The sequence below is a fragment of the Actinokineospora cianjurensis genome, assembly GCF_003663795.1.
GTDB lineage: Bacteria > Actinomycetota > Actinomycetes > Mycobacteriales > Pseudonocardiaceae > Actinokineospora > Actinokineospora terrae.
The window spans coordinates 2306279-2327683 of sequence record NZ_RCDD01000001.1; the positions used below are offsets into that span (position 1 = coordinate 2306279).

A 21405-nucleotide genomic window follows, 5' to 3' on the forward strand; every position below is an offset into this window, starting at 1 on the left:
GGTCATCATGGTGCCGCAAAAGGTGCTGTCCGTGGGCCGTCGGCGCCAAGTTTGTTCGACGGACAGTAACCTCGGGCCCGTGATCCGCCGAGTCGCCGTGGTGCCGCACCCGCCCCTGATCGTGCCGGAACTGACCGGCGGGGGCGACCGGGACGCCGACGCCGTGCGCGCCGACTGCGTCGCGGCCGCCGCGTCCTTCGCCGACGCCGCGCCGAGGTGGTTCGTCGTGGGCGCCTGCGACCGTCCCGGCCGGTACGGCCCCGAGGTGGCGGGCACCTTCCGCGGGTTCGGAGTGGACGTTCGAGTCGGCCTGGGCGCCAAGGCCGACCTGGCTTTCGCCGATCCGGTGCTGCCGTTGCCCGCCCTGGTCGCGGGCTGGCTGCGCGCCGCGGTCGGCGGACCGGACGTCACGGCGCGCATCGTCCCCGTCGATTTCTCGCCGACCGACTGCGCCGCCGAGGGAGCGCGGATCGCCGAGGAACTGGCCGGACCGGACCCGGTGGGCCTGCTCGTCCTCGGCGACGGCTCGCACCGGCACGGAGAACGGTCCGTCGGCAGGCCCGACGCCCGTTCCGCGGCCTTCGACGACGACGTCACACGCGCCCTCGCCTCGGTCGACCTCGACGCCCTCGCCCGGTTGGACCCGGCGTTGGCCGCCGAGTTGGGTGCGGTCGGTCGCGCACCGTGGCAGGTGCTCGCGGGCGCGGTGCGTGCCGACGGCCGGGAGTGGCGGTCGGTCGAGGCCCGCGTGTCCGCCCCGCTGGGGGTCGCGTATCACTTCGCCGTGTGGGAACCCGCGTGATCCGGGCGATCGCCATCGTCGGCCCCACCGCCACCGGCAAGTCCGACCTCGGGGTCGCCATCGCCGAACGCCTCGGCGGTGAGGTGGTCAACGCCGACGCCATGCAGCTGTACCTGGGCATGGACATCGGCACCGCCAAGATCACCCCCGCCGAACGCCGCGGCGTCCCGCACCACCTGCTCGACGTGCTCACCGTGACCGAGACGGCCTCGGTCGCCGCCTACCAGCGCGCGGCCAGGGCGGTGATCGAGGACATCCTGGCCCGCGACCGGGTCCCGGTCCTCGTCGGCGGCTCCGGCCTGTACGTCCAGGCCGTGGTGGACGAGTTGGAGTTCCCCGGCACCGACCCGGACATCCGCGCCCGCCTGGAATCCGAACTCGCCGCGGTCGGCTCGGCCCCGCTGCACGCCCGACTCGCAGAGCAAGACCCGGTCGCCGCCGAGTCAGTCCTACCGAGCAACGGCCGCCGCATCGTCCGGGCCCTGGAGGTCATCGAACTGACCGGCCGCCCGTTCTCCGCGACGATGCCCAAACCCGGCCCCGCCCGCTACGACATGGCCATGATCGGCCTCGACCGGGACCCCACCGCCCTCGACACCCGCGTCGACCACCGCGTCGAATTGATGTTCGCCACCGGCTTGGTCGACGAGGTCCGCACGCTGGAAGCCCACGGTCTCCGCGAAGGCAGGACCGCTGCCAGAGCCCTCGGCTACCAGCAGGTCCTCGCCGCCCTCGACACCACACGCGAGGCCAGTGGCAGTGCACCCCATCAGCCCTTCGACCGCACCGGCGACACTGTGCTCGACCGCAACGGCAACACCGTCATCGACCGCACCGGCGGCCCCAGTGGCCCGACAGCCCTCGACCGCGCCGGTGACCTCAGTGGCCAGGCCGCCCGAGACCGCTCCGACGACCTCGCGTTCGCCGAGGCGGCAGCGGACACCGCCCGAGCCACTCGCCGCTTTGTCCGCCGTCAACGCTCCTGGTTCCGCCGGGACCCCCGCATCACCTGGCTGGACGCCGCCCGCCCGGACCTCTTGGACGCTGCCCTTGCTCAGGCCGCCACCGTCGCCAAGACTTGACCCGACCTAGGTCACCAAGACCTGACCCGGTCATCGGCCTGACCCTCGCCACTGGCCTGACCTAAGTCAGTGGCCTGACCCACGCACTGGCCTGGCCCAAGCCACTGGTCTGTCTCACACCACCGGCCTGACTAGGGCGTCACGTCTTGGCCCACGTCGACAGCTCTTGGCCACGTTGGCGCTTCACCCGTGCAGGGTGCGGTCGGCGATGTTCAGTTGTGGATAGTGGCAGGTGCGTCCTCCTTTCGGGGTCGATTCCCCGGGGTGTCGATGGGGGCGGGGGCGTGGTGCGGGCGCGGCCGTAACCTGGTGGGGTGGCGATCGCGTTTCTCAAGGGGCATGGCACGGAGAATGACTTCGTGCTGCTGCCCGACCCCGATGGCGAGCTCGACCTGACCGCGGGGCGGGTGCGGGCGTTGTGCGACCGGCAGCGTGGCCTCGGGGCCGACGGGGTGCTGCGGGTCGTGCGAGCGAAGGCACTCGCCGACGCGCCCGCCGGTGTGGACGGCGACGCCTGGTTCATGGACTACCGCAACGCCGACGGGTCGATCGCGGAGATGTGTGGCAACGGTGTCCGGGTGTTCGCGCGCTACCTGAGTGACGCGGGACTCGTCGACGGCCCCGAGTTCCCGGTGTGGTCCCGGGCCGGAGTGCGACCCGCGACCGTCCACCCCGACGGCACGGTCACCGTCGACATGGGCCGGATCCGCGTGCTGGGCCAGTCGACCACCACGGTGAACGGCAGCACCCACACCGGCCTCGGTGTCGACGTCGGCAACCCCCACCTGGTCAGCGTGGTCGACTCGGTGGCCGAGTTGGACCTGACCACCCAGCCCGCCTTCGACCACGAGTTCTTCCCCCGCGGGGTGAACCTCGAGTTCATCGAGGTCGTCGGCTCCGCCGAGATCCGGATGCGCGTCCACGAACGCGGCGTCGGCGAGACCCGGTCGTGCGGCACTGGCACCGTCGCCGCGGCCGTCGCCGCCCTGGCAGCCAGGCGCCTGACCACCGGCGCCGTGACCGTCCACATCCCCGGCGGCACCGTCACCGTCACTGTCACCGACGACACCAGCACCCTCACCGGTCCGGCCGTGTTCGTGGCCGAGGGCACCCTCACCGAGTCCTGGTGGGACACCTACGCCTGATCTACCTCACCTCCTTCTCGTGTCTCGAACCGACGACCACTCGGGGCGCTCGTCCCGCCAGGTGCTCTCCGGCCCGTGGGTGATTGATACCCGTGAGTTGGGTAGGCGTCCCGGCTCGAGCAGGTCGGTGCGTCGCGTCGCGACCGCGACCTACGTCCTGGGCCTTGAGGGTGTCATTGGGGTGCCGGTCGGGGCCGAGGTCGTGTTGGACCTGTTGCTCGAGTCGGTGGTCGAGGGTGTGTTGGTGACCGGCACCGCCGGCGGGCCGCTGGTCGGGGAGTGCTCGCGCTGTCTGGACCCGATCACCGACGAGGTCACTGTCCGTGTCACCGAGCTGTTCGCCTACCCGGACAGCGCGACCGACTGTGTCGTTCTCGCCACCGCCCGCGCTCGCAAGCGATGCCCTCTTCCGCTGTTGCCGCCTTCCTCGGGCCGCCTCCTCGTCTGCGGCCCGGCTGTGTGCCTCCGGTGGCTCGTCACCCGAGGACGTCGTGGTCTGGACCTGCGTCGCGCCTGCTGCTGAGGCCGCCACCGGTGCGGGCCCGGGGGGCGAGGTTGGAGGTGGTGTGTCCGCCGTTGGCTTCCGTGGCCTCGGTCGTGATCTCCCGTTCTGTTCGCAACGGTGAGAACACCACCCACAGGCACGACAGGGCCCAGCCAGCGACCGCGATCCACATCGTCTGGCGGATCCCGAGCGCGGTGCCGAGCGCGCCGCCTGCCAGCGCGCCCAGTGGCAGCGTGCCCCACACCAGGAACCGGATGCTGGCGTTCATCCGGCCCAGCAGGTGGTCCGGGCAGATCGCCTGCCGGTAGCTGATCTGGGCGACGTTGTAGACGACGCCGGTGAACCCGATGGCGACCTCGCCGACCACGATCAGCCCGAGCCGCCAGTCCGGCCCGGCCAGCGGGATCAGCGGCCCGAACAGCGCGCCGACCGCCGGGACGAGCCAGATCGCCCTGGCCTGGCCCAGCACCCGGATCACCCGGGCCGACACGGCCGCGCCCACGATCCCGCCCACGCCCGTCAGGCCGAGCACCACGCCTACGGCCGCCGGGGACAGGCCGAGCACCCGGACCATGAACAGCACCAGCACCGCTCCCTGCACCCCGAAGAACAGGTTCCAGGAGGCCGTGCAGCCCGCGATCGCCCGCAACCGCCGGTTCGTCACCACGAACCGCAGGCCCTCGGCCACCTCCGCGCGCAGGTTCCGATCCGGTAATCGCTCCGGCCTCGGCTCGTCCGTGGTGATCCGCGACAGGCACAGCGCGGAGGCCAGGTAGCCCAGGCCGGTGCCCGCCAGGGTCGTGGCGGCGCCGATCAGGCCGGTCAGGCCGCCACCGAGGGCCGGTCCGCTGAAGACGGCCACCGATTGGCTCGCCTGGAGCTTCGCGTTTCCCTCCATCAGGTGATCTCGGCCCACCAGCGCGGGCAGGTACGACTGGTAGGCGATGTCGAAGAACACCGTGCAGGTGCCGACCAGCAGCGCCACCACCACGAGCTGGGTGAACGAGAGCACACCGAGCAGGCCCGCCACCGGGATGCTCAGCAGCAGCGCGGCCCGGACCAGGTCCATCCTGATCATCAGCGGCCTGCGCCGCACCCGGTCCACCCAGGCACCCGCAGGCAGGCCGATGAGCAGGAAGGCCGCGGTCTCGGCGGCGACGAGCACCCCCATCTGCCCCGGTGTCGCGTGCAGCACCCCGACGGCCAGCAGGGGCAGCACGACCGAGGCGATGGCCGTGCCGAACTGGGCGATCGTGTCGCCTACCCACAGCAGTCGGAAGCCGGGGTGGCCGCGCAGGGTGGAGGTCATGACACCAGGATGCCGCGAGTGATTGGAAACTGTCAATCACTTCTCGGTGCGCCGTACCCTGGTCGGGTGAGTGACGACCCGCGACCACCGCGCCGCGCCGCCAGCCCCGTCGAACTGGAGGCGCTCGGCTCGGCCGTCCGGCTGCGGATTATCCGGCTGACCTACCAGCGCCCGCTGACGAACAAGGAGATCGCCGAGCGGCTCGACAAGGACCCGGCGACCACGCTGCACCACGTCCGCAAGCTGGTCACGGCCGGTTTCCTGGAGCCGCAGCCCGCCAGGCGCGGCAACCGCGGCGCCAAGGAGATCCCCTACGTCTCGACCGGGTTGTCCTGGAGCCTGCGCTACGACAACGAGGAGCGGGTCGACCTCACCGAGGCGATGCTGCAGGCGTACCTGGCCGAGGTCGCCGGTACCGACCTGGGTGAACTCCACCAGACCAGGTTGGTCGTGCAGGTCGACGAGGACGACAAGTCGGAGTTCATGCGGCGGCTGGGTTCCCTGCTCGACGAGTACCAGAACCGCCCGCTGAAAGCGGGGGCCGAACGCACCGCCATCTACGTCGCGTGGTATCCGGGGGAATAAGTGGGTCGAATCCGCCGCTGCACCGTGCGACCATAGGGACACCACGACACCGGAGGGGTGCCGTATTTCGCATCAGAACGAAGGATGGGTTCACCAGGTGACAGAGGAAAGCACTCAGCACGGATTCGACGGCGCGTTGTCCGACCCGGCTGACCTCTCCCTGGGTGAACTCGAACTCGAGGAGCGGTCGTCGCTGCGGCGGGTCGCCGGGCTCTCGACCGAACTGCAGGACATCACCGAGGTCGAGTACCGGCAGCTGCGCCTGGAGCGCGTCGTGCTTGTCGGGGTCTGGACCGAGGGCACCGCGCTGGAGTCGGACGCCTCGCTGGCCGAGCTGGCCAGGTTGGCCGAGACCGCGGGCTCCGAGGTCCTGGAGGGCCTCGTCCAGCGCCGCGACCGACCGGACCCGGCTACCTACGTGGGCTCGGGCAAGGTCCTGGAGCTGGCTGAGGTCGTTCGCGCTACCGGCGCCGACACCGTTATCTGCGACGGTGAGCTCTCTCCGTCGCAGTTGCAGCAGCTGGAGGCCAGGCTCAAGGTCAAGGTCATCGACCGCACCGCCCTGATCCTGGACATCTTCGCCCAGCACGCCAGGTCCAGGGAGGGCAAGTCCCAGGTCGAGCTGGCACAGCTGCAGTACCTGCTGCCGCGCCTGCGCGGGTGGGGTCAGACGCTGTCCCGGCAGGCCGGTGGTCGAGCCGGTGGCGCCAACGGCGGTGTGGGTCTGCGTGGTCCCGGTGAGACGAAGCTGGAGACCGACCGCAGGCGCATCCGCGCGAAGATCTCCAAGCTGCGCAAGGAGATCACGGCGATGGCCACGGTCCGCGACACCAAGCGCGGCCAGCGCACCGCCAACGAGATCCCCAGCGTCGCCATCGCCGGGTACACCAACGCGGGCAAGTCCAGCCTGCTCAACGCCCTCACCGGGGCGGGTGTGCTGGTGGAGGACTCGCTGTTCGCGACCCTCGACGCCACCACCAGGCGCACGCAGACGCCAGAGGGGCACACGTTCACGCTGACCGACACGGTCGGTTTCGTGCGGCACCTGCCGCACCAGCTGGTCGAGGCGTTCCGCTCGACGCTGGACGAGGTGGCCGACGCCGACCTCGTGCTGCACGTGGTCGACGGGGCGGACCCGATGCCGGAGTGGCAGGTCAACGCCGTGCGCGAGGTCCTGCACGAGATCGGCGACCGGCGCGGCAGGGCGATGCCGCCGGAGCTGGTCGTGGTCAACAAGGTCGACGCCGCCACGGAGTTCGGCCTGGCCAGGCTGCGGCACCTGCTGCCGGGGGCGGTGTTCGTCTCCGCGCACGCCGGGACCGGCATGGACGAGCTGCGCGAGCGGGTCGCCGAGCTGCTGCCCCGCCCGGAGCAGGAGGTCGACGTGCTGGTGCCGTACTCGCGTGGCGAGCTCGTGGCCCGGGTGCACCGGGAGGGCGAGATCATCTCCGAGGAGCACACGGGCGCTGGTACCCAGCTGCACGCGAAGGTCAAGCCCGACCTCGCGGGCGTGCTGGAGGCGTACGCGCGCACCACGGTCTGACAAGCACGGAGCACAGGGCTCCCGGGGAGACAGGCGTCTCACCGGGAGCCCTTCGTGTGAACGCTGTGCCATCCACGCGCGTCTGCGTCTCTATAGCCGTGACATGACTACGGTGGATGGGGAACAGGGGAGGTGGCTGGGTGCGGGGGTTGGCGACCGCGGCATTGGTCGTGTGGTTGAGCGTGATGGGGGCAACGGTGGCGTCAGCGCAACCGCAGACACCCACCGACGCGTGCGTCCAGTCGGACAAGAGACTCAGCGAGCTGTCAGGGCTAGCGACGGATGGCGAGCGTTGGTACGCCGTGAACGATGGTGGCACCAAGTCGACTGTCTTCGTCCTGGGGCATGACTGCAAGGTCCAGAAGGTCATCAACGGCCCCACGGACCCGTTCGACGTCGAGGACATGGCCCGCGCGGCGGACGGCACCTTCTGGCTCGCGGACACAGGTGACAACGAGAAGAAGCGCGAGACCGTGGCGCTGATCGAGCTAACGCCCGCTGGTAAGACAACCTTGCACCGTCTGACCTATCCGGACGGTCCACACGACACAGAAACGCTGCTGCTCGACAAGAACGGCACGCCGTACCTGGTGACCAAGAGCCCGTTCGGCGTGTCCGAGGTGTACCGCCCGAGCGGAAAACTGGCCTCCCCCGGCCCAACTCCACTCGAACGGGTGGGAGAGGTGCAGATCAGCAGCACCGACACCAAGGGCGGCCCGGTCAACCCGGCGATCGGCTCGATGGTCGTGACCGGCGGGACCGTCAGCGCCGACGGCACGGTCGTGGTGCTGCGCACCTACACCGACGCCTACCTCTACCCGGCCCCGGACGGCGACATCATGGCCGCGCTCAAACGCAAGGGCGTGCGCGTCCCACTGCCCGACGAGAAGCAGGGCGAGGCGATCGCCCTCGAACCGGACGGCACGCTGGTGTCCGGCTCGGAGGGCGTGGGTTCACCCATCCGCGTGGTCAAGGGCGCCGCCGCACTGCTCACCACCGAGGCCGCGCCCCCGACCGGCACCAGCGGCGAGGCAGGCCCTACCGCGACGGGCACGTCCACCGACGGCAACGGCATGTCGACCGTGCCCGCGCTCGGCATCGCCGCGGTCGCGATCGGCGGCACGCTGTTCCTCATGCACCGCAGGGCCGCCAAGCGGTCCTGAATCAGAGCCTGCGCAGCACCGCGACGACCTTGCCCAGGATCGTCGCCTCGTCGCCGGGGATGGGCTCGTAGGCGTCGTTGTGCGGCAGCAGCCACACGTGCCCGTCGCGGCGCTTGAACGTCTTGACGGTGGCCTCGCCGTCGATCATGGCGGCCACGATGTCGCCGTTGTCCGCGGTCGGCTGCTGGCGCACCACGACCCAGTCGTCGTCGGCGATCGCGGCGTCGATCATCGAGTCGCCCGCCACCTTCAGCATGAACAGCGCGCCGTCGCCGACGATCTCCTTCGGCAGCGGGAACACGTCCTCGATGGCCTGCTCGGCCAGGATCGGCCCACCGGCGGCGATCCGGCCGACCACCGGGACGTAGGTCGGGGTGGGACCGGCCTCGGACTGCTCGATGAGCACCGGGCTGACCTGCTCGCCGCGCAGTTGCGCCGCGGAGGCGTCGGCGGCGAGCACCCCGATCGCGCGCGGGCGGTTCGGGTCGCGCCGCAGGTAGCCCTTCTCCTCCAGCGCGCGCAGCTGGTAGGCCACCGACGAGGTCGAGGTCAGGCCGACCGCCTCGCCGATCTCGCGCACGCTCGGCGGGTAGCCGTTGCGCTGGACCCAGGACCGGATCACCTCGAGGACCTGGCGCTGGCGCTGCGGCAGCTCGGCCGCGTCGACCCGCGCGTGGGCGGCCGGGAAGCTGCGCACGTTGTCCCCCGTCGCGGGCTTCCTCTTCTGCGCCCCCGCTGGCTTGCGACCACTCGTGCCTGACACTGCGCTGCCTCCCTGCGGCTACCACCGGCGGGCCGGCGCTACCCCGAGTTTGTCCTCGTCATGACCGTGGAGCGGACTTCGATCTTCTCCGACATCGACGTTAGCCCGCCGACCTGCGCAGATCAAACACCTGTTCGAGCGACACGCCGGGCGGGTCTCGATTTTGTCGGTGCCAGGTGGTAGACACTCGCACGGGCGTTCGATCGAACGGCAGTTCGAACGCGGTTCGGCGGGAGGTAGGCGATGGCGGCACTGGCGACATCGACGACGGTGGAGATCGAGACGGGGTCCAGGGCGGGTAAGCCCAGGTTGACCCTGGTGCACGGCTTGCCGGTGCGGGTGCCCGCACCCGGTCGGTCGGTCGGCAAGGGCAGGCTGCGACCACCCACCCGGCGGCGTCCCGTTGGCGCGCCACATGTGGTCGCCGCGCCCGACTGCGGCCCGCGGCGCGCCCCGATGTCGCTGCTCGTCGTTCTCGGCCTCGCGGCTCTTGTCGCCGCCTTGGTCTATGGCGTCGGCGCGCTCGCGAACTCGGTGGCCGTGCAGTCTGAGGTGCCGTCAACGACCACTGTGGTCCGCGTCGCCGCCGGTGAGTCACTGTCCGATGTGGCCGCCAAGATGGCCCCGGACAGCGACACGACCGCCGTGGTCGAACGCATCCGCGAGCTCAACGGCCTCGACGACGCCACCGTCCGGCCCGGACAGCCGCTGACCGTCCCCGTCTCGCGCTGACCCCGTTCCCGCCGGTGGTCCGCACGTGTTCATGATCACTCGGCCGGGTGAGATCCGCCCCGTGCCGGGTTCCGCCGGGTTTACCCGTGCCCGCCGCTGGGGATCGCACCGCCATGAGCCTGACAGCCGGTGTCCCATTCCTGCGGACGGGTGACCTGCGCCCTTCACCCGGTCGACGCAACCGCAGGGTGCCCCGGTGACAGCGCAGCGTGGTCGTCAAGCCTTTGTCGAAGCCCGTCGGCGTGTCTGAGTTGCGCCCATGTAGGGTCAGAGCATACGGTCGACCCCAATATCTAGTGGTTACACAGCTGTAGTTAGTCCACAGGTTGGGGTGGGTTATCCACCGACCATCCACGCGTTATCCACAGTTCGATCACCATGCGTGTCCGGTCGCGCTCCGCCGGAGGAGTGGACACGCGGGGAGTGCGGGAGAGGTCATGCGCTGTCCGTTCTGTCGGAACTCCGACTCGCGGGTCGTGGACTCGCGGGAGGTCGACGACGGGCAGGTGATCCGCCGCAGGCGCTCCTGCGCGCAGTGCAGCCGCCGGTTCACCACCGTCGAGGAGGCGATCCTCGCCGTGGTCAAGCGGTCCGGGGTCACCGAGCCGTTCAGTCGCGACAAGGTGGTGCGCGGCGTGCGGCGCGCCTGCCAGGGCAGGCCGGTCGACGAGGACCAGCTTCAGCAGCTGGCGCAGAAGGTCGAGGACGCCATCCGGGCCAGCGGCAGCGCCGAGGTCCCCAGCCACGAGGTGGGGCTGGCCATCCTCGGACCGCTGCGCGAGCTCGACGGAGTCGCCTACCTGCGGTTCGCCAGCGTGTACCGGTCCTTCTCCTCGGTGGAGGACTTCGAACGGGAGATCGCCGACCTGCGGGCCGCCATCGCCAAGGGGACGGCGCACGAGCATGAGCAGTAGGCGGCACAGGAGCAGACGACCCCGGGGCGGGGAGCGTCGACCAGGACTACGGCCGCATCGGACGGGGAGCCCGGACGTGGCCACGGCAGCACACGGCGTATTGGACGAGGGAGAGGGACCGGTCATGACCGAGACCGTCGAGACCGCGGTTGACCAGGTCGCGGGCGCACCGCGGCGGGGGCTGCGGGTGGAGCGCGTCTACACCACCGAGGGGGTGCACCCCTACGACGAGGTCACCTGGGAGCACCGCGACGTGGTGATGACCAACTGGCGCGACGGCTCGGTGAACTTCGAGCAGCGCGGCGTCGAGTTCCCCGACTCCTGGTCGGTCAACGCGACCAACATCGTCACCAGCAAGTACTTCCGCGGCGCGGTGGGCACCGCGGTCCGCGAGAGCTCCCTGCGCCAGCTCATCGACCGGGTGGTCCGGTCCTACGTGGCCGGTGGGGTCGAGCACGGCTACTTCGCCACCGACGCCGACGCGGTCATCTTCGAGCACGAGCTGACCTGGATGCTGCTGCACCAGGTGTTCAGCTTCAACTCCCCGGTCTGGTTCAACGTCGGCACCAGCTCCCCGCAGCAGGTCAGCGCCTGCTTCATCCTCGCCGTCGACGACACGATGGACTCGATCCTCAACTGGTACAAGGAAGAGGGCCTGATCTTCAAGGGCGGCTCGGGGGCGGGCCTCAACCTCTCCCGCATCCGCTCCTCCAAGGAGCTGCTGTCCTCCGGCGGCACCGCGTCCGGCCCGGTGTCGTTCATGCGCGGCGCCGACGCGTCCGCGGGCACCATCAAGTCCGGTGGCGCTACCCGCCGCGCGGCGAAGATGGTCGTGCTCGACGTCGACCACCCCGACGTGGAGGAGTTCATCGAGACCAAGGCCCGCGAGGAGAAGAAGATCCGCGTCCTGCGCGACGCGGGCTTCGACATGGACCTCGGCGGCTCCGACATCGCCTCGGTGCAGTACCAGAACGCCAACAACTCGGTGCGCGTGTCCGACGAGTTCATGCACGCGTTCGAGTCCGCGGGCCAGTTCGGCCTGCGCTCGCGCACCACCGGCGAGGTCATCGAGCGGGTCGACGCCAAGGGCCTGTTCGGCAAGCTCGCCAAGGCCGCCTGGGAGTGCGCCGACCCCGGCATCCAGTACGACGACACGATCAACGCCTGGCACACCTGCCCGGAGTCCGGCCGGATCACCGCGTCGAACCCGTGCAGCGAGTACATGCACCTGGACAACTCCAGCTGCAACCTGGCCTCGCTCAACCTGATGAAGTTCCTCGCCGACGACGGCACGTTCAACGCCGAGACCTTCGTCAAGGCCGTCGAACTGGTCATCACCGCGATGGACATCTCGATCTGCTTCGCCGACTTCCCGACCGAGCCGATCGGCGACACCACCCGCAAGTTCCGCCAGCTGGGCATCGGCTACGCCAACATCGGCGCACTGCTGATGGCCACCGGCCACGCCTACGACTCCGAGGGCGGCCGGACGCTGGCCGCGGCCATCACCTCGCTGATGACCGGCACCGCCTACCGCCGCTCCGCCGAGCTCGCGGGCATCGTCGGCGCCTACGAGGGCTACGCCCGCAACGCCGAGGCGCACCAGCGGGTCATGCGCAAGCACGCCGCCGCCAACGACCTGGTCCGCACCTACCACGCCAACGACGCCGCGGTGCAGAAGGTCGCGACGCGCGAGTGGCAGGCGGCGCTGGCGATCGGCGCGCGCAACGGCTGGCGCAACGCCCAGGCCAGCGTGCTCGCCCCGACCGGCACCATCGGCCTGATGATGGACTGCGACACCACCGGCATCGAGCCCGACCTCGCCCTGGTCAAGTTCAAGAAGCTGGTCGGCGGCGGCTCCATGCAGATCGTCAACCAGACCGTGCCGCGCGCGCTGACCTCGCTGGGCTACCAGGCCGAGCAGGTCGAGGCGATCGTCGAGTACATCGGCGAACACGGCCACGTCGTGGACGCCCCCGGTCTGCGCCCCGAGCACTACGAGGTGTTCGACTGCGCGATGGGCGAGCGTTCGATCGCGCCCATGGGCCACGTGCGGATGATGGCCGCGGTGCAGCCGTTCATCTCCGGTGCCATCTCCAAGACGGTCAACATGCCGGAGGCGGCCACCGTCGCCGACGTCGAGGAGATCTACTTCCAGGGCTGGAAGCTGGGCCTCAAGGCGCTGGCGATCTACCGCGACAACTGCAAGGTCGGCCAGCCGCTGTCGGCGGGCAAGGGTGCCAAGGCCAGCGCCAAGGCCGAGCCTGAGACGGTCGTCGAGTACCGCCCGGTCCGCAAGCGCCTGCCCAAGAAGCGCCCCTCGCAGACCGTGTCCTTCACCGTCGGCGGCGCCGAGGGTTACCTGCACGCGGGCTCTTACCCTGACGACGGCCTCGGCGAGATCTTCGTCAAGCTGGGCAAGCAGGGCTCGACGCTCGCGGGCGTGATGGACGCGTTCTCCATGTCGATCTCGGTCGGCCTGCAGTACGGCATCCCGCTGGAGTTCTACGTCTCCAAGTTCCAGAACCTGCGCTTCGAGCCCGCGGGCATGACCGACGACCCGGACGTGCGCATCGCGACCAGCGTCTTGGACTACCTGTTCCGCAGGCTCGCCCTCGACCACCTGCCCTACGACAAGCGCGCCCAACTCGGCGTCTTCACCGCCGACGAACGCTCCGCCCAGGTGGCCGCCGACTACAGCGGACCGTCCGAGGTGGACCTCGAGGGCATGCGCTCCTCGGTCGAGTCCAGCCCCCGCACCGCCGTCGAGGCGCCGGTCGAGGCCCACAGCTCGACCGAACTGCTGGAACTGCACCTCGGCAAGGCCGCCGACGCCCCGCTCTGCATGACCTGCGGCACCAAGATGCGCCCTGCGGGCTCCTGCTACGTCTGCGAGGGCTGCGGCTCCACCTCCGGCTGCAGCTGATCCACCGTCACTCAGGGGAGTTCACCCGGTCGGGTGGACTCCCCTGAGTGCTGTTCGCCTGCCGTGCTCCGTGCGGTCCAGCAACTGCTGGTAGGTGATGATCTCGGCGGCCACGATGAGGCTCCGGCGCAGATGGTGGTCTTTCCCGTGCAGCTTGGCTGTGGTGCTTTGGGGTCAGGGGTGTGGGCGTGCGCCGGAGTTGGTGTGGGACTGGTGAAGATCTCTTCGATTCGTTGTCCGCCAAGGCATTGTCGGGGGTATGACGGATGAGGAGTGGTTGGAAGAGTTCACGGAAGAGGCTGCTCGGCGGATGTTGCGGCAGGAGCCGGAGTGGGGGGATGGGGCGGAGTTGGACCCTGCTGTCGTCCGTAGTGTGCAACGGTTTCAGGTAGGTGAAGATGGGGATGGGGCGAACCTGGTTGAGAAGGCGGGGGACGGCCCCTATGGCGCGGCGGTTGCTCTGTTTGTTGCGGAGGAGCAGAACCACGCTCGTATGTTGGCGCGGTTGCTAGAGGCTGCTGGGGCGTCCACTATCCAGTCGCACTGGAGTGATGTTGTCTTCGTTTGGTTGCGTAGGGCGCTGGGGCTCAGGTTGGAGCTGATGGTCCTCACCATCGCGGAGGTGGTGGCGCTCGCGTACTACCGGGTGTTGCGCGACGGGGTCGGGGATCGGCTCGCGGGGGAGGTTGCCGCGCGGTTGTTGGCCGATGAGCGCAGGCATGTGCCGTTTCACCTGCATCGGCTCGGGCGGGTGTCGGGGGTCAGCCGGGTCGCGTGGCGGGTGTTGTTCCTCGGTGCTGTGCTCGTCGTGGCGGTGGACCACGGGTCGGCGCTGCGGGTACTCGGTGTCGCCCGGCGTGGGTTCGTGCGGGAGGCATTGGCCGAGTTCGCAGCGGCCACGTCGCCGGTGGCTGTTTACGAACTGGACGGTCTTCGCGTGAGGTGATCAGTGAGGCTCGAAAGGAGTCGTACCTTCGCCGCCTACCGTGCCGGACACCACCTGGCACCGGCGCGCGCGGAGGGACAGGTGGAGTTCGCCGACCTCCTGGCCGGTGAGCCCCGTCACCCTTGACTTCGACATTGGTCGAGGTTCGATGCTGGTCCCATGACCAAGACGATGACCGCGGTGGCGGTCACCCAGTTCGGTGCCCCCGAGGTGCTGCGCCTGATCACCCTCCCGCTGCCAGAGCCGGGACCGGGTGAGGTGCGGCTGCGGTTGCACGCGGCTGGGGTGCAGCCGTTCGACGTCGCGGTCCGCCGGGGGGTGGGGCCGCCCGCCGGGCAGGCGGTGCTGCCGCAGGTCATCGGCAACGAGTACGCCGGGGTGGTCGACGCCGTTGGCGCTGGCGTCGACTCGGTCTCGGTCGGCGACGAGGTGCTGGGGTTCGCCGTCTACGGCAGCTACGCCCAGTACCGGATCGCTCCCGCGGCGAACCTCGTGGCGAAGCCCGAGAGCATGCCGTGGGCCGTCGCCGGGTCGTTCACCGCAGGCGCGCAGACGGCATCGATGGCCATCGAGGACCTGGGGGTCCGTGTGGGCGAGACGCTGCTGGTGCACGCGGGCGCGGGGGCGGTGGGCACGATGGCGATCCAGCTGGCCCGGTTGCGCGGGGCGACGGTGATCGCGACGGCCAGCCTCGCCAACCACGACTACCTGCGGGAACTCGGCGCCATCCCGGTCGAGTACGGCGACGGCCTGGTGGAGCGGGTCCGCGCGGTCGCCCCACGGGGTGTCGACGCGGCGTTGGACGGGGCCGGGATCGACGCCCTCACCGCGTCGATCGAGCTGGGTGTCGACCCGGACCGCGTCGTCACCCTGGTGGTGTGGGACCGGTACGCGGAGTTCGGGGTGCGGCGGGTGACCGGGACCCGGTCGGCCGCGCGGCTGGCCGGTTTGGTCGACCTCTATGACCGCGGGTTGCTGCGCGCTCACGTGCGGTCGCGCTACCCGCTCGCCGCGGCTTCGCACGCTCATCGCGAGGTAGAGACTGGTCACGGCAGGGGAAGGGTGGTGCTTGTCATCCCCTAGCGGCTCTATGCTGACGTCACGCGCGCGGGGCTCGGGGGAGTCGTTCCGGTGCTGTGTCGCTGACCTGGGGGACAAGTGATCGGGAACGAACCGCGGTACGACTACGCCCCGGTGGGCAGCAGCAGGGTTTCCCGGCGCGACTTGCCGTTGGTGATCCTGGGTGTCCTGGGCACGTTCATCATGGGCATGTTCTGGTTCGCCGCCATGCGCGGCTACGGTGCACCCAGGGTGATCGAGGGAACCCCTTACGCGGTGGGCGAGCAGTCAGAGCTGTCTGACGCCGATACACCGGTCGACATCGCCAAGAACTCTCTGCTCGTGCCGGGACGAGAGGTGGCAGCGGCACAGTGCGCGATGCCGCCTCTTGGCACTACCGCGGCTCAGTTGGAGGCTTTCTACCGCGAAGGTCTGGTGTGTCTGGACCGTGCCTGGACGCCGGTGCTCCGCGCGATCGGCAAGCCGGTGGTCTCACCGAAGCTGTCGATCGCCGACGTCCCGAAAGCCCGGTGCGGGGTGACCCCCACCGAGGACGAGGCGCTGGCCTTCTACTGCAACCGCGACCGGACCATCTACATGCCCAGGGAGCGGCTGATGCGGTCGGCCGGCGACTCCGCGCCGTACCACCTCGCGGTCCTCGCCCACGAGTACGGCCACCACGTGCAGGCGTTGACCGGCATCCTGTCCGCCTCGGCGCTGCGGGAGGACACCGCGGCGGAGCACGAGGCGCTGGAGATCTCCCGGCGCACCGAGTTGCAGGCCAACTGCCTCGGCGGCCTGTTCCTCGACGCGGCCAGGCGCGGTGGCGCGTTGACGTCGGACTTCGTCGACGAGGCGGCCGACAGCTTCGGTGACACCCTCAGTTCCGAGACCCACGGCTCGCGACGAAACCAGTTGGCCTGGGCGAAGCGCGGAACCGCAGGCGGCACTACGGCCTCCTGTGACACCTGGTCCGCCGAATCGGTCGACGTCGAGTAGTCCGTTAGCCCTGCCGCCACAGGTTGAGCACGCGGTCGATGTCCTCGCGGATTCGTTCGCGTGCGGTAGCCCTGGGGACTCCCGCCATCAGCATCGCGTCGTAGTCGGTTTCCTCGTGCCGGATGGCAGCGACCACGGCCAGCGTCACCGCGTGCTCGTCGAGTGCCTGGCCCGCCGCCGACCGGCCGACCCGACCGCTGCTGCGGGTGCCCGCGTGCTCGGCGATCCCCTGGGCGCGGTCGGTGGCGAGACCGGGGAACAGGTCCCGGATCCGCTCGGCGAACGCGGCCTGGAACACCAGGTCCTGGGCCGCCCGACGGCCCCGGTCGCGGGCCTTGCGGCGTTCCCGCAGGTCCTCGTCGGCCAGGCACTGCTCCTCGGCCGTGTCCAGCGCGGCCCGCTCGACCAGCAGCCCGCGCCGGTCGAAGCGCTTGCGCGACTTGCTCCACCGCACCACCACCGCGGCCAGCCCGCTGGCCTTGCGGGCGCGCCTGGTCAGCGCGGCGTCCCCGGCGGGCAGGAACACCAGGTGGTCCATGTCGGCGCAGTCCAGGCACAGCGGCTTGTCGTCCTCGACGAAGTGGAAGTCGCCGGTCTCGCCGCACTGCGAGCAGTGCCAGCGCTTGTCCGGGTTGATCACGACGAGGTCCGGCGCCTTCGCCTGCCGTTGCACCACCTTCGCCAGGCGGGCGGGTGGCAGTGCCGGGTCGGCCCACTGGGTGCGGAACGCCTGCTCGACCCCGGCGTCACCGGAGTGGCTGAACCGCAGCACCCGCCGGTCCCGGGTCGCCGCCACGTAGTCCACTTCGGACTTGAGCAGGCCGAGCCCTGCGGCCCACTCGTGCAGGTAGGTCATCGCCTCGACCAGGCGCTCGGGCCCCACGGCGGCGAGGGTGTCCAGGTGCGGTTCCTGCCCCAGCTCCCACGACTGCACCGACCGGCTGCCCAGCCACCCCAGCTCGGAGAGGACCGCCAGCGGTGCGACCACCTTCTTGCGCTTGAGCAGGTCTTCCGCCACGGCCGTCACCCTGCGGTCCAGCCGTCCGCTCACCTCAGCCTCCGCTCACTGCTCGTCCGTGTCGGCCAGCGCTCGGTACGCGGGCCGCAACCATTCCACCAGAGGGCGTCCGCCGACCGTCAGCGGTAACGGGCCAAGTTGGTCCAACACCGCGTCCGGCGCTGCGCGGACCGAGGCCACTGCGGGCACCGTCACTGGTGATCCCCAGAAGTCGTCGAGTACGTCAACGAGCGCGTCCTCGTGCGGCGTCTCTGGCTGCAAGAGGGAGCCGCGCAACCCGTCCAGCAGTTGCTGTCTCCCGCGTCCACGCCAGGCAAGGATCTCGAAGGGGTCCGCGTCGAAGGATTCCGCCAGTAGGTAGCAGATCGCGGCTAGGTGCTTGCACGGTACTTCCCAGTCTGGGCACGAGCAGTCCATCGACAGCTCTCTTGCGCTATCGGGGAACAATCGCAGCCCCGCGCGCGCGAACACGTCCTCGATGTCTTGCGGTAGCTCACCTGCGAGCAGCTTAGCGCGGAACAACGCTTGTCCCGCAAGCGCTTTCTCCACCTCATACCACTCGGGTTCGGTGAACGCCTTGATCCCGATCCGCACTCGGTAGGGCTCTTGTCGCGATCCCTGAACCTGTGCCATGACGATGCTCGTGGACAACGACATGCTCAGCACCTGGCCAGCACGCGCGTAGCGCCTACCGCGCTCGAAACGCCCACCTAGCCCTAGAGCCTCTAGCGACTCGATGAATCGGCGAGACCACCACGTCCGCCCGATGTCACCGCGCTGGGTGCTGGCCCTAATGCCGTCTTCGACCGGGATCGCCTTGGTCGACTTGTCCCGCCACCACTCGTCGTCAGGCACCGACGGCCTCCGACGACAGGGTTACCAGCTCGCGCAGCTCGGTGGTCGACAGCTCGGTCAACCAGCTCTCACCGGTCCCCACCACGAGCTTCGACAACGCGCGCTTGGCCTCGATCATCGTGTCGATCTTCTCCTCGAGCGTGCCGAGGCAGACGAACTTGCGCACCTGCACGTCCTTGCGCTGCCCGATCCGGAACGCCCGGTCGGTCGCCTGGTCCTCCACCGCCGGGTTCCACCAGCGGTCCAGGTGGATCACGTGGTTGGCCTCGGTCAGCGTCAGCCCGGTGCCGCCCGCCTTGAGCGAGAGCAGGAAGATCGACGGGCCCGACCCGGACTGGAACCGGCGGACCATGGCGTCGCGCTGGGCGCGGGACGTGCCGCCGTGCAGGAACAGCACCTCCGTGTCGAACCGGGCCGCCAGGTAGGGCACCAGCATCGCGCCGAACTCGGTGAACTGGGTGAAGCACAGCGCCCGTTCCCCCTCGGCGAGCACCTGCTCCAGGGTCTCCTCGAGCCGGGCGAGCTTGCCGGAGCGACCCGCCACCCGCGACCCGTCGCCGAGGAAGTGCGCCGGGTGGTTGCACACCTGCTTGAGCTTGGTCATCGTGGCCAGCACGAGGCCCTTGCGCTGCACGCCGTCGGCCTCGTCGACCTTGGCGAGCATGTCGTCGACCACCGCGCGGTAGAGCGACGCCTGCTCGGTGGTGAGCGTGCACAGCTGGCGCATCTCCAGCTTGTCCGGCAGGTCGTCGACGATCGCCGGGTCGGTCTTGACCCTGCGCAGCACGAACGGCGCGGTGATGCGGCGCAGTCGCGCGGCGGCCTCCTCGTCGCCGTGCCGCTCGACCGGGACCGCGAACCTGGCCCGGAAGCGCGACAGTGGGCCGAGCAGCCCGGGGTTGGTGAAGTCCATGACCGACCAGAGTTCCGCGAGCCGGTTCTCCACCGGCGTGCCGGTTAGGGCCACCCGGTGCCGCGCGGGGAGCGACCGCATCGCCTGGGACTGCCTAGAGGCGCTGTTCTTGATGTTCTGGGCCTCGTCGAGCACGATCCGATCCCACGGCAGCGTCGCCAGCAGCGGTGCGTCACGGGAGGCGATGGCGTAGGTGGTGAGAACCAGGTCTGCCTCACCGACGGCATCAGCCAGGTCTATGCCAACGAGCCTGTCCGCGCCGTGGTGGATGTGCACGCGTAGACCTGGTGCGAACCGTTCGGTCTCCCTCTGCCAGTTACCGACAAGCGACATCGGGCAGACCAAGAGCGTCGGAGGTCTCTTGCCCTTCGCTCGTGTCGTTGCCTCTAGCGCCAAGAGTTGGACCGTTTTGCCCAGACCCATGTCATCGGCAAGGCACGCACCCAGGCCGACCCGGTCGAGGAACGCCAGCCAGGCAACGCCTCGACGCTGGTACGGCCGCAACTCGGCGGTGAAACCCTCCGGGGTCTCGACCGGCTCCAAGTGCGCCTCAACGGCGCCGGATAGCAAGTCCGCCAACCAACCTGAGCCGCTCACGCCGACAACCGGTACCGGCAGCCCCTCTTCCTCCGGCGGCATACCGGCGAGATCGAGCACTTCGCCGACGGTCATCTGCCCGGTTCTGGTGCGCTCCAGGAACGCCAGCCCCTCGGCCAAACCGCGCTGGTCGACCTGCACCCAACGGCCGCGTATCCGGACTAGAGGTACCTTCGCTGCCGCTAGATCGATCAGTTCCTGCTCGGTGAGTGTCTGATCTCCTAGCGCCAGATCCCAGCGGTAGTCGACCAACTCGTTCTTACCCAGAACCGAGTTGCGGCTCACTGTTCCTGCTGTGCCCCGACTCGTAGTAGTCAGCCGAAGCCCAACACCGGATGACACACTCCAGCCTGACGGCAGCAAGACGCCGAAACCGGCTTGGTCAAGCGCGGCGGCACTAGTGAGGAACCGGTAAGCGCCTTCGGTGTCCAGACTCAGCCCGGCAGGCGCGTGCTCACGCAGACAACCGTCCAGATCCGGGAACAGGCGTGCGGCCCGACCCAGTTCCGCCAAGAGCAACTCGTCCGGTCGCGTCACCCAGCGCCGCAGGATCGCCCCGCCGTCGCCTTGCCATACGTGCGTGGCCGGTACTAGGACGCTCGGGTCGTCCACCGCCCGCAGCAGCAGTTCCAGCGTCCAACCCAGGGTAGGGGAATCCTCCTCAGGTGCTCGTAGCCGGAAACAGGCGCGGACAGGTCCATCGAACTCGACCGCGGACCGCCACACGCGCAGGCTGTCGGCCAAGCGCGCGGCCTGCTCCGGGGGGACGTCGAGCAGCGGATCACCGGTCAGCGCCGCCAGCAGCGCCCGGCCCGCCGACGTGCTCGTGCCAGACGGGCCGAGCCGGGTCCCGGCCAGCCGTGACCGGGCCACCGAGTCCACGAACGCGTCCAGCACCGGCCGCAAGACGTCCTCGGCCCGCCTGCCCGTCAGCCCGTCGACCTGCGCGGCCCGCAACACCGGCGGCACCGCGTCGCGCAGTCGGGCGTACCTGGCCGAGTCCGTGCCCGACAGCGCGGGGCGCCAGCGGGCGACCAAGCCGTCCTCCTCGGCCACCACCGTCGGCAGCACCCGACCCCGGCCGACCAGGTCCTCGGCGAAGGCCACCACGGTCGCCATGAACCGCACGCTGGTGCCGGTGCGCACGTCCCCGAGCCGGGGCACGCCGTGCCGGGCGAACACAGCCGGTGACATCCTCGCCACCGGTACCCGCCACGGGTGCAGCCGCACCTCCCCGCGCGGTGTGACCCGCTTGGCCAACGGGTCGAGCACCAGTTCGGGGGAGGCGCAGGGGCCGGACGGGTACGACGGCAGCAGTACCGGCACCTCGTCCGACACGCCCACCACCAGCGAGGACAGTGCACGCGCGGGTACCGCGAAGGGGTGATCGGCGACCCCTTTGGCAGCCCTGCCCGGCCTGCGCGCGGGCAGGGCTGAGTCCTCCGCCCAGAGCGCTACCTCTCCGGCGACCGTAACGAGGCAGTGCAGCGCCAACACCCGGTAGACACTACCCAGCGGGACCGACGATCCCGCTGGGGCCGGTGGGCTA

The 21405-nt window shown here is 70.0% G+C and carries 17 protein-coding genes; 12 read left to right on the forward strand and 5 right to left on the reverse strand.

Annotated elements, in window-relative coordinates:
- The first annotated feature begins 79 nt into the window (after positions 1 to 79).
- The 3 genes from CLV68_RS10540 to dapF all read left to right on the forward strand — a co-directional run bounded on the left by CLV68_RS10540 (position 80) and on the right by dapF (position 3029).
- Positions 80 to 802, forward strand: a complete 723-nt coding sequence (locus CLV68_RS10540) for a class III extradiol ring-cleavage dioxygenase family protein (protein WP_121390176.1) — start codon at positions 80 to 82, stop codon at positions 800 to 802.
- A complete protein-coding gene (miaA, locus tag CLV68_RS10545) occupies positions 799 to 1884 on the forward strand; it encodes a tRNA (adenosine(37)-N6)-dimethylallyltransferase MiaA (RefSeq protein ID WP_211346459.1) in 1086 nt (361 codons plus the stop codon). The genes CLV68_RS10540 and miaA overlap by 4 nt, the downstream gene beginning before the upstream one ends.
- Before the next feature lie 314 nt (positions 1885 to 2198).
- On the forward strand, positions 2199 to 3029 hold the full coding sequence (dapF, locus tag CLV68_RS10550) for a diaminopimelate epimerase (RefSeq protein WP_121390177.1): 831 nt from the start codon (positions 2199 to 2201) through the stop codon (positions 3027 to 3029).
- Positions 3030 to 3505: 476 nt separating this feature from the next.
- Here the strand turns inward: dapF and CLV68_RS10560 are convergent, their stop codons facing one another.
- Positions 3506 to 4843, reverse strand: coding sequence for an MFS transporter (locus CLV68_RS10560; RefSeq protein ID WP_121390179.1), 1338 nt, complete (start codon positions 4841 to 4843; stop codon positions 3506 to 3508).
- 114 nt (positions 4844 to 4957) lie between these two features.
- Between CLV68_RS10560 and CLV68_RS10565 the strand changes: the two genes are divergently transcribed.
- From CLV68_RS10565 to CLV68_RS10575, 3 genes are all read left to right on the forward strand, one after another.
- Entirely contained in the window at positions 4958 to 5428 is a 471-nt protein-coding gene (locus CLV68_RS10565) for an ArsR/SmtB family transcription factor (RefSeq protein WP_246009858.1), read from the forward strand.
- 97 nt (positions 5429 to 5525) lie between these two features.
- A complete protein-coding gene (gene hflX / locus CLV68_RS10570) occupies positions 5526 to 6971 on the forward strand; it encodes a GTPase HflX (protein ID WP_425454828.1) in 1446 nt (481 codons plus the stop codon).
- Positions 6972 to 7087: 116 nt separating this feature from the next.
- Positions 7088 to 8134 carry a hypothetical protein gene (locus tag CLV68_RS10575; protein WP_170224195.1) on the forward strand — a complete coding sequence of 349 codons (1047 nt, stop codon included), beginning with the start codon at positions 7088 to 7090 and terminating at the stop codon, positions 8132 to 8134.
- Position 8135: 1 nt separating this feature from the next.
- Here CLV68_RS10575 and lexA read toward each other — a convergent pair whose 3' ends face one another.
- Positions 8136 to 8831, reverse strand: coding sequence for a transcriptional repressor LexA (gene lexA / locus CLV68_RS10580; RefSeq protein WP_121390182.1), 696 nt, complete (start codon positions 8829 to 8831; stop codon positions 8136 to 8138).
- 309 nt (positions 8832 to 9140) lie between these two features.
- Between lexA and CLV68_RS35045 the strand changes: the two genes are divergently transcribed.
- From CLV68_RS35045 to CLV68_RS10610, 6 genes are all read left to right on the forward strand, one after another.
- On the forward strand, positions 9141 to 9629 hold the full coding sequence (locus tag CLV68_RS35045; protein WP_121390183.1) for a LysM peptidoglycan-binding domain-containing protein: 489 nt from the start codon (positions 9141 to 9143) through the stop codon (positions 9627 to 9629).
- A 437-nt stretch (positions 9630 to 10066) separates the two neighbouring features.
- Positions 10067 to 10543: a transcriptional regulator NrdR gene (gene nrdR, locus CLV68_RS10590; protein WP_121390184.1), complete on the forward strand. Its 477-nt coding sequence runs from the start codon at positions 10067 to 10069 to the stop codon at positions 10541 to 10543.
- Between the two features lie 124 nt (positions 10544 to 10667).
- Complete coding sequence (locus tag CLV68_RS10595; protein WP_121390185.1) at positions 10668 to 13469, forward strand: vitamin B12-dependent ribonucleotide reductase; 2802 nt, start codon at positions 10668 to 10670, stop codon at positions 13467 to 13469.
- Positions 13470 to 13728: 259 nt separating this feature from the next.
- Positions 13729 to 14415: a ferritin family protein gene (locus CLV68_RS10600; RefSeq protein WP_121390186.1), complete on the forward strand. Its 687-nt coding sequence runs from the start codon at positions 13729 to 13731 to the stop codon at positions 14413 to 14415.
- A 159-nt stretch (positions 14416 to 14574) separates the two neighbouring features.
- A complete protein-coding gene (locus CLV68_RS10605) occupies positions 14575 to 15498 on the forward strand; it encodes an NADP-dependent oxidoreductase (protein WP_342772764.1) in 924 nt (307 codons plus the stop codon).
- 75 nt (positions 15499 to 15573) lie between these two features.
- Positions 15574 to 16473, forward strand: a complete 900-nt coding sequence (locus CLV68_RS10610) for a neutral zinc metallopeptidase (RefSeq protein ID WP_121390187.1) — start codon at positions 15574 to 15576, stop codon at positions 16471 to 16473.
- 4 nt (positions 16474 to 16477) lie between these two features.
- On the opposite strand, the gene CLV68_RS10615 is transcribed toward CLV68_RS10610, so the two are convergent.
- From CLV68_RS10615 to CLV68_RS10625, 3 genes are read right to left on the reverse strand one after another with little or no spacing between them, the layout of a single operon-like run.
- On the reverse strand, positions 16478 to 17524 hold the full coding sequence (locus CLV68_RS10615; RefSeq protein WP_121390188.1) for a DUF2293 domain-containing protein: 1047 nt from the start codon (positions 17522 to 17524) through the stop codon (positions 16478 to 16480).
- 12 nt (positions 17525 to 17536) lie between these two features.
- Complete coding sequence (locus tag CLV68_RS10620) at positions 17537 to 18346, reverse strand: SWIM zinc finger family protein (RefSeq protein ID WP_121390189.1); 810 nt, start codon at positions 18344 to 18346, stop codon at positions 17537 to 17539.
- Positions 18339 to 21353 (reverse strand): DEAD/DEAH box helicase, encoded by a 3015-nt coding sequence (locus CLV68_RS10625; RefSeq protein ID WP_121390190.1) that lies wholly within the window; start codon positions 21351 to 21353, stop codon positions 18339 to 18341. The genes CLV68_RS10620 and CLV68_RS10625 overlap by 8 nt, the downstream gene beginning before the upstream one ends.
- Positions 21354 to 21405: the final 52 nt, after the last annotated feature.

Coding starts and splice junctions, on each gene's coding strand:
- CLV68_RS10600 (WP_121390186.1), top strand. CDS start 13,729: ATGACGGATGAGGAGTGGTTGGAAGAGTTCACGGAAGAGGCTGCTCGG.
- CLV68_RS10595 (WP_121390185.1), top strand. CDS start 10,668: ATGACCGAGACCGTCGAGACCGCGGTTGACCAGGTCGCGGGCGCACCG.
- CLV68_RS35045 (WP_121390183.1), top strand. CDS start 9,141: ATGGCGGCACTGGCGACATCGACGACGGTGGAGATCGAGACGGGGTCC.
- CLV68_RS10560 (WP_121390179.1), bottom strand. CDS start 4,843: ATGACCTCCACCCTGCGCGGCCACCCCGGCTTCCGACTGCTGTGGGTA.
- nrdR (WP_121390184.1), top strand. CDS start 10,067: ATGCGCTGTCCGTTCTGTCGGAACTCCGACTCGCGGGTCGTGGACTCG.
- CLV68_RS10575 (WP_170224195.1), top strand. CDS start 7,088: ATGGGGAACAGGGGAGGTGGCTGGGTGCGGGGGTTGGCGACCGCGGCA.
- CLV68_RS10605 (WP_342772764.1), top strand. CDS start 14,575: ATGACCAAGACGATGACCGCGGTGGCGGTCACCCAGTTCGGTGCCCCC.